Annotated in this window: 14 protein-coding genes; 10 read left to right on the forward strand and 4 right to left on the reverse strand. The window is 68.2% G+C overall.

Going from position 1 to position 13,246, the window contains the following annotated elements:
• Positions 1-416: 416 nt before the first annotated feature.
• Positions 417-2,252 carry a pyridoxamine 5'-phosphate oxidase family protein gene (locus AB0I29_RS09755; protein ID WP_357480939.1) on the forward strand — a complete coding sequence of 612 codons (1,836 nt, stop codon included), beginning with the start codon at positions 417-419 and terminating at the stop codon, positions 2,250-2,252.
• Positions 2,253-2,563: 311 nt separating this feature from the next.
• Positions 2,564-2,926, forward strand: coding sequence for a MerR family transcriptional regulator (locus AB0I29_RS09760; RefSeq protein ID WP_357480942.1), 363 nt, complete (start codon positions 2,564-2,566; stop codon positions 2,924-2,926).
• 15 nt (positions 2,927-2,941) lie between these two features.
• Here the strand turns inward: AB0I29_RS09760 and AB0I29_RS09765 are convergent, their stop codons facing one another.
• Entirely contained in the window at positions 2,942-3,715 is a 774-nt protein-coding gene (locus AB0I29_RS09765) for an alpha/beta hydrolase (RefSeq protein ID WP_357480945.1), read from the reverse strand.
• A gap of 84 nt (positions 3,716-3,799) precedes the next feature.
• Positions 3,800-4,684: an alpha/beta hydrolase gene (locus AB0I29_RS09770; RefSeq protein ID WP_357480948.1), complete on the reverse strand. Its 885-nt coding sequence runs from the start codon at positions 4,682-4,684 to the stop codon at positions 3,800-3,802.
• Between the two features lie 137 nt (positions 4,685-4,821).
• On the opposite strand from AB0I29_RS09770, the gene AB0I29_RS09775 reads away from it, so the two are divergent.
• Positions 4,822-5,376, forward strand: a complete 555-nt coding sequence (locus AB0I29_RS09775) for a CGNR zinc finger domain-containing protein (protein WP_357480951.1) — start codon at positions 4,822-4,824, stop codon at positions 5,374-5,376.
• Positions 5,373-6,611: a beta-ketoacyl-[acyl-carrier-protein] synthase family protein gene (locus AB0I29_RS09780; protein ID WP_357480955.1), complete on the forward strand. Its 1,239-nt coding sequence runs from the start codon at positions 5,373-5,375 to the stop codon at positions 6,609-6,611. Before AB0I29_RS09775 ends, AB0I29_RS09780 begins: the two co-directional genes overlap by 4 nt.
• A gap of 312 nt (positions 6,612-6,923) precedes the next feature.
• Here the strand turns inward: AB0I29_RS09780 and AB0I29_RS09785 are convergent, their stop codons facing one another.
• Entirely contained in the window at positions 6,924-7,835 is a 912-nt protein-coding gene (locus tag AB0I29_RS09785; protein ID WP_357480958.1) for a site-specific integrase, read from the reverse strand.
• A gap of 590 nt (positions 7,836-8,425) precedes the next feature.
• Between AB0I29_RS09785 and AB0I29_RS09790 the strand changes: the two genes are divergently transcribed.
• Together AB0I29_RS09790 and AB0I29_RS09795 are read left to right on the forward strand one after the other, a co-directional pair.
• Positions 8,426-9,043, forward strand: a complete 618-nt coding sequence (locus AB0I29_RS09790) for a hypothetical protein (RefSeq protein ID WP_357480961.1) — start codon at positions 8,426-8,428, stop codon at positions 9,041-9,043.
• A 101-nt stretch (positions 9,044-9,144) separates the two neighbouring features.
• A complete protein-coding gene (locus AB0I29_RS09795) occupies positions 9,145-9,582 on the forward strand; it encodes a hypothetical protein (protein ID WP_357480964.1) in 438 nt (145 codons plus the stop codon).
• A 142-nt stretch (positions 9,583-9,724) separates the two neighbouring features.
• On the opposite strand, the gene AB0I29_RS09800 is transcribed toward AB0I29_RS09795, so the two are convergent.
• On the reverse strand, positions 9,725-10,051 hold the full coding sequence (locus tag AB0I29_RS09800; RefSeq protein ID WP_357480966.1) for a hypothetical protein: 327 nt from the start codon (positions 10,049-10,051) through the stop codon (positions 9,725-9,727).
• A 109-nt stretch (positions 10,052-10,160) separates the two neighbouring features.
• Between AB0I29_RS09800 and AB0I29_RS09805 the strand changes: the two genes are divergently transcribed.
• The 4 genes from AB0I29_RS09805 (at position 10,161) to AB0I29_RS09820 (ending at position 13,210) form a co-directional block, all read left to right on the forward strand.
• Entirely contained in the window at positions 10,161-11,570 is a 1,410-nt protein-coding gene (locus AB0I29_RS09805) for an FAD-dependent oxidoreductase (protein WP_357480969.1), read from the forward strand.
• A 188-nt stretch (positions 11,571-11,758) separates the two neighbouring features.
• On the forward strand, positions 11,759-12,151 hold the full coding sequence (locus AB0I29_RS09810) for a hypothetical protein (RefSeq protein WP_357480972.1): 393 nt from the start codon (positions 11,759-11,761) through the stop codon (positions 12,149-12,151).
• 25 nt (positions 12,152-12,176) lie between these two features.
• Positions 12,177-12,434, forward strand: a complete 258-nt coding sequence (locus tag AB0I29_RS09815) for a hypothetical protein (protein ID WP_357480975.1) — start codon at positions 12,177-12,179, stop codon at positions 12,432-12,434.
• A gap of 260 nt (positions 12,435-12,694) precedes the next feature.
• Positions 12,695-13,210 (forward strand): PAS domain-containing protein, encoded by a 516-nt coding sequence (locus tag AB0I29_RS09820; RefSeq protein WP_357480978.1) that lies wholly within the window; start codon positions 12,695-12,697, stop codon positions 13,208-13,210.
• Positions 13,211-13,246 lie beyond the last annotated feature (36 nt).

A 13,246-nucleotide genomic window follows, 5' to 3' on the forward strand; every position in this document is an offset into this window, starting at 1 on the left:
ACGGTCGGGCACGCTGGCACTGACCACCCCGCCCCGCACACGACGAGGGCCGCCGATCCCAACGGGACGGCGGCCCTCGTCACCACACTCTGCACATCGCTCCTGCGGCGCCCTCGCGACCCGCCAACGACGGTTGCCGCTCAGGCCCTCACGGTGGACACCTCTCGCCCGAGTAGGCGGTGCGACCTGCCTGCCGCTCGCCAGATCCCCCGCCCTAACCGGCAATGCTAATGTTGTCGGTTAGGCAGCGATGCGCACCATCGAACAACGGGACCGATCGCGGAGGACAGCTCATGCACACACACCAACCGCAAGGTCAGTGGCACCCCGGCGAAGCGGCGATGCACAGCCTTCTCGGGGTGCCCCCGCAGGACAATCCGACGATCCCGGGCCTGCCCAGCGCATACGCACTCTGGATGACGCGCAGCCCGCTTCTCGCACTGGGAACCGTCGATCGAGCCGACCGGATCTGGACGACGGTCCTCGGAGGAAGTGCAGGAGTGATCAGGCCCCTTGCTCAAGGAGTGCTTGCGTTGAGATCGTCCGCACATCTCGAACCCCGAAGTGAGGCAGACGGCTCCGGGTGGACGGGGCTCGATCCCGTCCTGGAGGCACTGTTCACGAGCACCCAGGACGGGAGCGTCGTCGATCACGCCGGAGGGAAGATGGTCGCCGGTCTGGCGATGAACCTGGAAGAGAGGACGCGAGTCAAGCTCGCGGGCCGGATGCTCCGTGGGGTCGTCCTGGCGAACGAGACGGAGACGATCGAGACCGATCCGGAAGATCCGACCCGTGTGGACGTGCAGATGGCCGTGGCCATCGAGGAGACTCTCGGCAACTGCCCGAAATACCTGAACAGGAAGACCGTCTGGACCCACATGGCATCCCCTCGCCTGGTCAGCGACTCGCTCCCGCTGGCCTACGAGGCCGTGGAGCTCATCGGCAGGTCGGACATCTTCTTCCTCTCCAGCCGGCACGGCGCGGAGAGCATGGACACGAACAACCGGGGCGGTGCGCCGGGGTTCGTGCGGGTCTTCAGCAATTCCACCGATGAGGGGGTGAGCCTGGTCTACCCGGAGTACTCGGGAAACCGTCTCTTCCAGACGCTCGGAAATCTGCAGACCGATCCGGCTATAGGAATCACCTTCCCCGACTTCGAGACCGGGAACGTTCTGTACCTCACCGGGCGAGCAGAGGTTCTCGTCGGCGCCGAAGCGACAGCGGTGCTGCCCCACAGCAAGGTCGCCGTCAAGGTCACGGTGGAGGCGGCCCGCTTCGTGAGCGAAGGACTGCCGTTCCGAGGGCGCCTGTTGGACCCCTCTCCGTACAACCCGCCGGTGCGCCAGCTGGCGAAAGAGAGTCGCGCAACAGACGATCTCACCGACGCGATCGACGACGTGGATGGACGGTCCAGGGCAATCGCGATGGCGACCTTGATCCGCTCGTCCCCGATCACTCCTACGGTGTCTCGCCACACCTTTCGGCTGTCGCCCGACCCTTCCTCCTCGCGGGCGAAGGAAGAGTTTTCACGCCTCGCCCTGTGGCGGCCGGGGCAGCATGTCACGCTCGACTTCTCGGCTCACCTCGATCAGGGGTGGTCGCACATGCGCGATCACGACCCCACGTCGCTCAACGACGACTACATCAGGTCCTTCACCATCTCGAGTGCACCCGTGCGCCGATCGGCACAGACGCACGCAGACCGGCCGGGTTCCTTGGACGGAGTCGAGTTCGACATCACGGTCCGAAGGCACGGGCCGGTCACGCGCTTCCTGACGCGATGGGTCCCCGGATCAGAGCTTACGGTTCCCGTCCTCGAGTTCGAAGGAGAAGAGGATCTCCGGGCCCCGGATGAGGACCTCGTCGTGGTGGCAGGCGGCGTCGGGATCACACCCTTTATGGCGCACGTGGGGAGCAAAGCCGAATCCGAAGGGCCCTTGTCGCTCCTGTGGAGTCTGCGAGCCGATGATCTGCCGCTCGCTGTCGACCTCCTCGACCGCACCGGCGGGACGGGGCCGCAGGTCTCTCTGTTCGTGACCGGTGCCGTGGACGCAGGCAGGCAGAGTGATCTGCAGACACTGGCTCGACTCGGCGCCGACATCCACACCAGAAGAATCAGACGGAACGACGTCGTAGGCGCCGGAACCGAGGGGCGCAGGCGATTCCGCGTGTGCACCGGACCAGGGTTGCGAAGGTCACTCCTGGAATGGCTGGACGGCGAACACGTGAGTGTCGTGAACTTCGACTACTAGAGCGCTGTTGCCAGTGGCCCGATCCACCGGCGACACCACCACCCTCACCCAGCACCACCTTCACGGCCGCCGTAGCGCGGGAAGGGTGCGGTGATGAGCCGCACCCTCGCCAGCGGCCCGGCACAAGAAGCGGTTGGAAGTACACGTATCGCGGATCCAAGGTCTCGTCACACGCTTCCGAGCGGCCCCTCACGATCCATCCCGGCCGAGGGCGCCATGCCGAGCGCCACGTTCCTTCATCGTCCGTGCATCTCGGTCTTGCTAAGGTAGAACCTTGACACCCGTGTGAAGGAAGATCCGGGAGGAGCCCGATGAGAATCAAAGAGCTTGCCGACCGCGTCGGAGTCTCCACGCGACTCCTTCGCTACTACGAGGAGCAGGGTCTGCTGTCACCCCGGCGTGAGGAGAACGGGTACCGCGTCTACGACGAGGCGATGGTCGCCCAGGTCGAGCAGATTCGAGGCCTCCTCGGGGCCGGTCTGACGACCGAGATCATCCGCGAGGTGCTGCCATGCCTGGCCGAGGCCGCGTGCTCCAAGTACGACGATCCGGACTTCGTGCGCAGGATCGCCGTCGAACGGGATCGCCTCCAGGAGCGCGTCGCCCTGCTGTCACAGAATCTGCGAGCCCTGGACAGCTATCTGAACGCCGTGGCCGAATCGCGCGTCGCTTGATCGCCTGCCGACCCGTCATCCTGTTCCGTCGTGGAGGAACTCCTCCAGCACGAGGTTAAAGGAGGAGGGCTCCTCGAGGTAGGGCAGATGGCCGCTACAGGGGAAGCGGTGCAGGCGTGGGTGCCTCGCTAGCGCGAGCAACTCTTCGGTGCACGATGCGGGAACGAGGTGATCCCGTTCTCCCACCATGATCTGGACCGGAATGTCGAGCTCGCGCAGCCCCTCCTCCTGCTCGGCGCGATTCACCTGATGGAAGACGGCGTTCACGTGTGCTGGGTCGATCTGCGCGAGCGAGGCCATGAACCCGCGAACGATGCCGGCATGTCCCGTCACCCCCATTCCTTCCAGAAGACTCCTCGCCCACTCGCGATCGCCGCCAGGCTGCCGGAGAAGGTCGTAGAGCTCCACGCGCCGCACGTGGTCGAGCGGGGGAAGCGTGAGGTAGGCATTGACCAGGGTCAGCCTTCTGGCGAGGTCGGGCCGCCGCCCGGCCAGCGCGATCCCCACCCGTGCCCCCATGGCTAACCCCACGGCGGAGACGCACTCGACACCTACGTGGTCGAGCACGGCCGCGGCGGCCGCCCAGTAGTTCTCGAACGCAACGCCCATGCCCGAAGATCGCCCATGACCGGGCAGGTCCAACGCGATCACTCGGTGGTGCAGCGCCAGGGCACGGCGCTGGTGAAGCCAGTTGTTGGCGTTCCCTCCGAGCCCGTGGATGAAGAAGACGGCATCACCCGTTCCCTCGTCCGTGTAGTGCAGGACTTCTTTGCCCCAGTTCAGTTGCACGGCCATCCTTACTTCGGTTGGGAGACGCACCACATCCCGGGGTCGACGCGCGACACCCGGGATGCAGCTCTGTCGTGACTGACCTCAGCTGATCTTGCGCCCTAGGAAGTCGTGGATGAGCGGGAACACCTCGTCGGCACGGTCCTCGAGCAGGAAGTGCCCACTGTCGAACACGTGGAACTCGATGTCCTCCAGGTCGCGCTTGTAGGGGTGGGCGCCCGCCTCGGGGAAGATGACGTCGTTCGAGCCCCAGACGATGAGCGTCGGCGGCTGCTTGTCGCGCAGCCATTCCTGCACCGCAGGGTAGAGGCCCGGGTTGGTGCCGTAGTCGAGGAAGTAGTCGAGCTGGATCTCGTCGTTGCCCGGCCGGTCCATCAGCGCCTGGTCGGTGATCCAGTTGTCCGGCGAGATGCGCGAGGGGTGCGCCATGCCGTCGGTGTACTGGAACTTCGTCGTCTCGATGGTGAGCAGGCTACGCAGGGCGTCGCGGTTCTCGTCGCTCTGGTCGGCCCAGTAGCGCTTGATGGGCGCCCAGAAGTCGTTGTCCAGCCCCTCGTCGTAGGCGTTGCCGTTCTGCACGATCAGTGCGGTGATGGCGTCGGGGTGTGCGAGCGCGAGGCGCCAGGCGGTCGGTGCGCCGTAGTCGAAGACATTCACCGCGTAGCGGGTGATGCCCAGACGGTCCAGGAGCTTCTGCACGTGGTCCGCCGCGTTGTCGAACGTGTACGCGAACTCGGTGTGGTCCGGGGCAGAGCTCTGACCGTAGCCCGGCAGGTCGGGAGCGATCACGCGGAAGCGGCTGGCGAGGTAGGGGATCAGGTTGCGGAACATGTGCGACGAGGTGGGGAAGCCGTGCAGCAGCAGCACGACGGGTGCGTCCTGCGGCCCGGCCTCGCGGTAGAAGATCTCGATGCCGTCGAAGTTCTCGACCTTGTACTCGACGATGGGAACGGGCGATGACGTGGTCACGGTGATTCTCCTTGTGAGAGGGGTCATGGAGGTGAGCTCACAGCGGTGTTACAACCGTCTACATGCCTGTGAACGGTTATGACCGTAGGCATGCCCTGTCTAACCTGTCAACATCACTTAGATGGTAAGATGGACTAATGTTGGAACGACTGCTGGTCGGCGAGACGATCTCGCTCGACCTCGTGAACACCGAATGGATCGCCGACGGCGACCAGGTCGACTTCCTCGCCGCCGAAGGAGCGCCCGAGCTCTGGCTCCGGGAGTACGGGTTCGACCCGGCCGAGGAGGACGTCGATGCTCTGCGGGCCTCAAGGACCGCGATCCGATCGCTCCTGGACTCCCCCGGCACGGAAGCGGATGCCCGCATGAACGCAGTCTTGTCCCACGGGCGCGAGAGCATCACAGTCACGGCTGGACGACCCACGACGACACCCTCCGTGGACCCGGGGTGGGGCGCGGCCTGGCTCACGGCACGAGCATTCACCGATCTTCTCGCGACGCATCCCGACCGGATACGACAGTGCGCCCATCCGGACTGCGTCCTGTACTTCTACGACACCTCGAAGAACGGCCGCAGACGCTGGCACTCGATGGAGACGTGCGGCAACCGGACCAAGTCCGCTCGTCACTACCGTCGCTACGTGAGCGACGAGAAGGCCAAGCAACGCGCCGAGAGCGAGGGGACGAAGTGAAGAACCGAGTACTGCGCAAGGTCGCCGTGACCGGGATCGGCGTCGTGGCGCCCGGCGGTGTCGGGGTCGAGGCGTTCTGGGCGAGTCTCTTCCAGAGCGCGCCGCCGCGCACCGTCCGGACGATCGAAGAGTTCGAAGCCTCCGAGTGGATGGACCATCGCACGGCGAAACGACTCGACAGGGTCTCCCATCTCGCCGTCGCAGCTGCCCACGAAGCCCTCGCCGATGCAGGGCTGCTCGCGGATCCCGCGGCTGCACCCACCTCCACCGAGTCGCAACTCCTGATCGACGGAATCGATCAGACGCGCATCGCGATCACCCTCGGCACCGGCATAGGCGGAGTGGACACGCTCGAGACACAGATGGGCGTGCGAACCGAGCGCGGAGACCGGCTGGTGTCACCGTTCACCGTGCCGATGACGATGCCGAACGCCCCCGCAGCGGCGCTGAGCCTCCGGTACGGCATCCAGGGGCCGGCGCAGACGATCACCACAGCCTGCGCATCAGCCACCGACGCCATCGCTATGGGTGCGCGCCTGATCGCAGAAGGCCGCGCCGACGTCGTCCTCTCCGGTGGCGCCGACCACAGCCTGACTCCGACGTGCGTCGCCGGCTTCCGCAACATGCGGGCCCTGAGCCCCACCGGGTTCTCCCGCCCGTTCGACACTGCCCGAGACGGGCTCGCCGCGTCGGAGACGGCAGGGATCCTCGTACTGGAGTCTCTGGAGTCCGCCCTGGCTCGAGGGGCACGGATCTACATGATCGTGGCCGGATCCGGCTCCACGTCGGACGCGCATCACCTCACCGCGCCCTCCCCCGAGGGCGCAGGGGCGCTGCGGTGCATGACCGAGGCGATCGACGACGCGGAGCTCGTCCCGTCCGACGTCGCGCACGTCAATGCCCACGGGACGTCGACGCCCGCGGGAGATCTCGCTGAAGCCCGCGCCATCGCGACGCTGTTCGGCGCGCACCGCCCACCCGTCACGAGCATCAAGGGCGTCACCGGTCATTCGTTCGGCGCCGCGGGCGCCGTCGAGGCTGTAGCAGTTGCCATGACGTACGCAACCGCCACACTCCCCCCGACGGTCGGGGTCACCGACCCAGATCCCGAGATGGATATCGACATCGTCACGACAGGGCGCGCGTGGGAGCCGGGTCCGGTCATCTCCAACTCGTTCGGATTTGGTGGGCACAACGCATCGGTCGTCTTCACTCCCCCACCGGCCGCCAGCTGAACGAGGTCCGCGATGCGAGTCTGGACCCGGTCGCGACGTAGCCCACTACGGGTTCGGCCGGGGCGCCACATTCCTCTTCATGAAGGTCGGCCAACATAGGGTTAGCCCCGTGCAAGCTCGTGGTCCCGGCTCGCCCTCGGTGCCCTGACGCTCGGCATCTGGCGACGGGCCAGCCGACCTACAACGAGGTCAACTTCCGCGACTACGCCAAGCGGATCAAGAATGCCGGCGCCAACCCGACCATCGCTCGGATCTGCGTCGCCTGAGGTAGCCGCGCCCCCGGGGCGCTTCTTGTGGGCGGACGCTTCTCGTTCACAGCCCAAGGGCCCAGCTCGAGGTGTTCGCCATCGCGTCGATCGGCCGGATGTAGTGCTGTACCAGAGTCGAGACGTCGCGATGCCGGGTCTGTGCTGCGATCCTGTCCAGCGGAGCGCCGGCCATCGCTGCGGTCGTCGCGTGGCCAGCGCGTAGCGAGTGTCCTGTGACCCCCTCACCAGGGATACCGGCGGCCTCAGCGCGGACTCGTATGATCCGGGCGACAGTGTGGCCGCCGATCGGGTCTGTGGTCGTGTGATCGGGGTATCGCATCCGCGTGAACACGCTTCCCGGACGGGTTCCGCGCACGGCGAGCCACGCGAGGAGCGCGGCAACAGGATCGGTGACGGTGTGCTCGCCGGCCGCGACGGCGACGATCTGCCCTTCGCCGTCCTGGTCCCCCTTGGAGCGGCGCACAGTCAGAACCATGCCCCCGGGCCGGAACTCGACGTCGGCGAGGGTCAGTCCGGCGAGCTCCGACCTGCGCAGCGCGGAGGCGAAGCCAACCAGGATCAGGGCACGGTCCCGGGTGCCGGCCGCGGTGCCCGGATCGATCCGGGCGACGATCCGGCGAATGTCCTCGCCGATCAGCGGGCGGGCTCGTCGACGTGGGGCGACACCGACGAGGCGCCGCAGTCCGCGTCGTACGCGCCCGACCATGGCGTCCGTGATCGGGTCCGGCAGCCCGGCGCACTGGTGCTCGTAGGCGATCGCCGCACAGGCGACATTGATGGTGCCGATGGACAGCCCCTGCTCCGCGCGCTCAGCCAGGTAGGCGCACACCGTCGCGGGATCTGCGGGGAAGGTGTCCAGGCCACGCGCGGCGCACCATCGCGTGAACACGCGCCACGCGGAGGCGTACAGGACCAGGGTGGACGGGGCGCGCTCGGCGGCGATGGCGGCGACCACACGGGCGGCGTCGGCAGCCGTGATGCCCGGCGGGGAGAACCGCTCGCCTGGATGGGTGGGTACACGTGTCAAGGAGGTAGTCATGACACCGGTGCTACCGGCTCGGCGGCCTGGAGGCGCGCTGTGTACGGAAAGGCCGCTTTCCCAGTACCCCACCTACGGCGCACATCTCATCGCTGCCGACGCCAGCGGCCTGCCCGGCAGCCGGGACTCGGGTGTGCCGCTGCACCGCCTGATTAATGCGAGCTTGCAGGACCAAAACCGCAACGCCTCCTGCCCGCAATCGCTGCCTCGACCGACCGGGAAGTCGTGCGACGAGTACCCATTCGCTTCGACGCACGAGGGTGCTTTCACTGGAGGTGGGACCGGGCGTACGTTCGCGGGGTGCAGCATCACCGCTTACCCAACCGGCGTCACAGGTCCCACCGGGTTCAGCGCTTGCATGATCGATGAGACAGAGAACAGCAGTGCCGGCGCCACGCTGAACAGTGTGCTCTACTCGCCGTACCGATACCTGGATGGTGACGGATTCTGGGTAGGCATCTCGTAAGCCACAGCTGATCTCAGCAGAACGTAGAGAGGCGGTTGCCATGAGGTACACGACGCGAGTCGATGAGCGGTATCTCGAACTGCGCGACGCCACCTGGCGACCGCCCCTCGATCCCACTGCGGTCAGCCGGCTGATCATCGACGACCATCACGATCATCCGCTGATCATGACAGGCATCAGCATGGGGCCCGTCGAGATCGAGGTCGAAACACCAACCGACCCTCCCAAGCGGGCCGGCGACTCCACCACGTGGGAAGAAATCGTCGAGTTCAGCATCGAAGCCGGTGACGCCCCCGTCCTCGTCGTCGGCGGTCAAGACACCACAAACCCATCGGCCCGGCTCAACCCCGCCGGACCCGGGTGGTATCGCGTCCGAGTACACGCCTCAGGCCGCGACAACTCCCCCGACCTTGTCGTTACCAGCCCCGTCGAGCGCTACCTCGTCCAAGCGTGGCCGCAGGAATACGGCGCTCCCACACCGATCGCCCTTTCCCAGGCGAGTACAGCGCCGTCAGCCACTATCGCCAGGCAGGCGTTCGAGATGCTCGATGTCGAGATCGCACCCGAGATCGCAGCAGACCCCGAACGCGCCGCTCGGGTCAACGCACGCCTTCTGAAGGCCCGCGAAACACTCCAGCGGCTCTCCGAAAGCAACTGACACAACGATCGCCGCGGCCAACAGTGAAGCGAAACCCGACCACACTCGGCGGCCTGGCCCTCGTGGCCGGCGTGCTGCTACTCACGGGCGCCACGAGGTCGATGCTCTGGCTGACCGATCGCCGCGGGAACTCGCCACGTCGACCCGCCTCGTGGGCCGTAGCCGAGTGGGCGGCGGTGATCATGCTGGTCAGTGTCGGCCTGTTCTGGGCAGTAGGAGACTTGTCCGCGGAAGTCGGATCGCAGCGTGCAAAAGAAGTCATCCGCGCGTTGCCTTCCTGGCCGAGCGTGGTCCTATACTCCGATCAGAAGCTCATTCTGGACAACAACGGGGTCATCGAGACCGCGTGTCCCGGAGCCAATGGCGCGTTCGTCTACCGCTACGACGGGCTGACGCTCATCACCCAGGAAGGAGGCCAGTTGCTCCTCCTCCCCCGGACATGGACAGCCAACGAAGGCACCGTAATCGTGATGAGCAAGACCGACTCGCTCCGCCTCGAGTTCAGTACGAATGTCACACTGGAAGCGCCAAAGTGCTAACCGACTCTCTCTCGTCACGTCCGGGATCTGGCGATCACCTTCACCGGTAGTTGTGCGATTTCGGAATGAGTACGCCGCGAAGTGGCCACCGTACTCCGCGAGCTGGTAGTCGATAATGTCCTGGGTTGCATCGAGATCGGTCTCACCGAGAGAGCAAGTTCCAAGTCCCGAGCTCGAAAGTGTCGTCGGGTTCGAACGGGTACGAGCAGAAGACACCCTGCTCCGGCTTCGCCGCCTCTGACGGCGAGACCGGCGCCGGTTTCGGGGTCGCGTCGGTGGACTCATCCGGTGTGGGCGGATCGGCGGCAGAGGTGCACGGTCGCTCCGCGACGACCTCGAGGAACTGTACGGGGATCCGCTCACGATCTGGCGTGCCTGGGCGGACGACCTCGACGGGTTCGGCATCGACTCCGGGCACCATGTGGCCGAGGAGCACCCGGAAGACCTCGTGCATGCCCTGGTCGGTCACTTCCGGCCCACCACACCCGGCCCGTAGGCGTCGTGCGAGTGCCGGGGCGGCGTGCCAGCCTGAGGAGGCCGGTAGCGCGACACCCGACCACCGGCACAGGAGGCGCACCGTGAGCCAGGAGACCCCCGAAACCGCAGGCGGGCAGGAGGGTCCGGGTGTCCTGGCACCGGGACCTCTGCGCGCGGACGTCGTCGTGGTGGGCGCCGGGATCACCGGCGTCGTGACCGCCCTGGCCCTCGCCGACGGCGGCGCCGACGTGGTGGTGCTGGACAAGGCCGCAGCCGGTGCCACCACGACCGCCCGGTCCACCGGCAAGCTCTCCGTGCTCCAGGGCGTGCAGCTCGCGCGCATCGCGCACAACGGCGACGAGGCGGTGGCCAGCTACCTCGCGGCGGGGTTCGCGGGGCTCGGCTGGCTGCGCCGCACCCTGGACGACCTGGGCGTGCCCGTCGAGAACCGCGACGACCTCACCGTCGCCACCACGCCCGCCCAGGTGCCCCAGGTCGAGGCTGTGCTCGAAACCTGCTCCCGGCACGGGCTGGCGGCCGCGTGGGAGGACGAACCGCCCTACCCCGTCCCCACCTTCGGCGCCGTCCGCCTGCCGGGGCAGGGCCAGGTCGACCCCCTGCGGATGCTGTCGGCCCTGCGTTCCCGGCTGCGCGCCCGCGGCGTCCCGGTGCACGACGGCGTCCGGGTGCGGCAGGTGCGCCGGCTGCGGTCGGGCGTCGCGCTGCGCACCACGCGCGGCACGGTGCTCGCCGAGCACGTGGTCCTGGCCACCGGCACCCCACCGGGGCGGCTCGGCGGCCTGTTCATGCGGCTTGAGGCGGGCCGCAGCCTGCTGACCACCTGGGACGTACCCGATCCCGCGGCGCTCCCGGCGGGCTTCGCCGGGACGATGTCGATCACCGCCGGCTCCCCCACCCGCTCGCTGCGCATGGCCGGCGGGCTGCTCATGGTGGGCGGCGAGGGCTACCTCACCGGGCGGGAACCGAACCCGGCCGCGCGGCTGGCGACGCTCGACGAGTGGACCCACACGCACCTGCCCGTCGGGAACGCGCACCACACGTGGGCCGCGCAGGACTACATCAGCGACACCGGGCTGCCGTTCGTCGGCCCGGCGGTGCCGGGCGACGAGCGGGTGCTCGTGGCGACGGGCTACGGCAAGTGGGGCCTGACGACCGGCGCCGGCGCCGGTCTGGCTCTGGCGGGCCGGCTGCTCGGCGATCCGGTCGAGTGGGGCCCGGCCCTGGAGCCGTGGGCGTGGCCGCCCGAGCCCACGGCCCGGTCGGCGGCCACCTTCGGCGAGCAGTCCAAGGGCTGGGCCTGCGCGGTGACCCGGCCCACGGGGGAAGCGCCCGGCGGGGGCGAGGTGTCGCGGGTGTGCCCGCACCTCGGCGGCGTCGTGCGGTGGAACGACCAGGAGAAGTCCTGGGACTGCCCCGTGCACGGCTCGCGCTTCGCCCCGGACGGCACGCTGCTGGAGGGACCGGCCACGGAGAACCTCGCCCAGCGCTAGACGGCACCGACAGGCGCGAGGTCGCGGTGCGAGCGCGTTCGGTCCGGGAACCAGGGGGCCGGTCGAGTCGGTCGTACCGGGTGGTCGTCCGAGCCCCGGCCGTCCGCGGGCAGCACCTTGAGCGCGGGAGCCGTCACCCGACGCCGGTGCGGATGCGGGTGACCGTACGCCGGGTGAGTCTGGCGGTCATGCCCACCCCGCCGCGCTTCCTGGTCGCCCTGCACCGCCGCTGGTCACGCCACCCACGCTGGGCGCTGGCGATCAAGGGCTCGCTCGCGGCGTCGCTGGCATGGATCGTCGCGGTGCTTGCACCGGCGCCGTTCTCCGAGCAGCCGTACTACGCGCCGCTCGGGGCGATCATCGCGATGTCGAGCACGGCGGTCCGTTCGGTGCGGCACTCCGCGCAGGCGACCGGCGCGGTCCTCGTCGGCGCGGTGCTCGCCCACGGGATGGACCTCAGGCTCGGTTCCAGCACGCTGTCCGTCGCCCTTGCCGTCGGGCGCTCGCCCTGCTGCGCTCCGGGTGGCGGCTCTTCGGCGAGATGGGCCGATGGGTGGCGACGTCAGCACTGTTCGTGCTGATGGGAGCACACGGACCCGTGCGGACGTGGCCCTCGGCCCGGAGATCCGCCCGGTCCTGGCCTCGACGCTGCGCTCGTACGCCGCCGCGCTGCAGTCGGACCGGGACGACGAATCCGCTGACGGCGCCGCCGAGGCCGTCTCCGGGCTGGCCGACGCGGTGCGCGCCGCCCACCGGTCCTCGGGAGACGACCTGTTCGTCGCCGCAGCCCTCATCGTCGCCCTGCGGCGCGGCGTCGACGCGCTGGGCGCCGGCGGCTCCACGGCAGCAGCCGGCCGCCCGTGACACCGATGTGGCCACCGGGCTGCCGGCCGCCGCTCGGCGTGCGAGTACCGACGCACGGTGGTCACCATGGCTTTGCCGCTCGCCCCGGTGCATGTCGCGTTCCTCGCCGTCGCGACATGCGCCGGGACGAGCGGACCAAGCGGTACGCCCTGCAAGCGGTCGCCACACAGTCCGGTTCCCCTGGCAACAGTTCTCCGATACGGTCGGTGCGGGTCATGACGCGGCTCGTCTGTGGATGAGGCGAGCGAAGGGCGGCACACATGACCGAACCGATGGAGATCGAGAGCGCACTGGCCCTGGGGCCAACCACGTGGTGGGCCGGTACAGCTACGACCTGGGCCAAACAAGTGTGGTGGTGGTCGGACGAGACCTACCGCATCCACGGCTTCGAACCCGGTGACGTGGTCCCGACCACCGCACTCGTGCTGGCGCACAAGCACCCGCAGGACCGCGCCCGTGTCTCGCAGGTCCTGCAGGCCGCGGCGCTGACCGGCGAGCCGTTCAGCAGCGTCCACCGCATCATGGACGCCCACGGCAACGAGAGGATCATCCAGGCCGGAGCATCCCTCGTCCGATGCGAGCACGCCCGGCCGGACGACGTCGACGACGCATGGTTCCACGCCGCGCGCCCTGGCCGTGGGTCGGCGGTCCGAAGACCGCGCCGGCCAGCCGACGGGGCTCTTGTGCACCGGTGCGCGCGAGTGGTCCATGTCGATCTGTGTTGGGTCGTCGTTGCCACCAGGCCTGCGGATCGTGATGCCGCACCGTCCCCGTGATAGCGAGCACGACGCCGCGTCGCAGCGTGAGGACGG

This window comes from Promicromonospora sp. NPDC050262 (assembly GCF_040655935.1).
Classification (GTDB): Bacteria; Actinomycetota; Actinomycetes; order Actinomycetales; family Cellulomonadaceae; genus Promicromonospora.

Bases quoted from the DNA above. Each gene is read 5' to 3' on its own strand.
- AB0I29_RS09755 (WP_357480939.1), top strand. From the start codon at position 417: ATGACGCGCAGCCCGCTTCTCGCACTGGGAACCGTCGATCGAGCCGAC.
- AB0I29_RS09760 (WP_357480942.1), top strand. From the start codon at position 2,564: ATGAGAATCAAAGAGCTTGCCGACCGCGTCGGAGTCTCCACGCGACTC.
- AB0I29_RS09810 (WP_357480972.1), top strand. From the start codon at position 11,759: ATGCCCACCCCGCCGCGCTTCCTGGTCGCCCTGCACCGCCGCTGGTCA.
- AB0I29_RS09775 (WP_357480951.1), top strand. From the start codon at position 4,822: ATGTTGGAACGACTGCTGGTCGGCGAGACGATCTCGCTCGACCTCGTG.
- AB0I29_RS09790 (WP_357480961.1), top strand. From the start codon at position 8,426: ATGAGGTACACGACGCGAGTCGATGAGCGGTATCTCGAACTGCGCGAC.
- AB0I29_RS09795 (WP_357480964.1), top strand. From the start codon at position 9,145: ATGCTCTGGCTGACCGATCGCCGCGGGAACTCGCCACGTCGACCCGCC.
- AB0I29_RS09820 (WP_357480978.1), top strand. From the start codon at position 12,695: ATGACCGAACCGATGGAGATCGAGAGCGCACTGGCCCTGGGGCCAACC.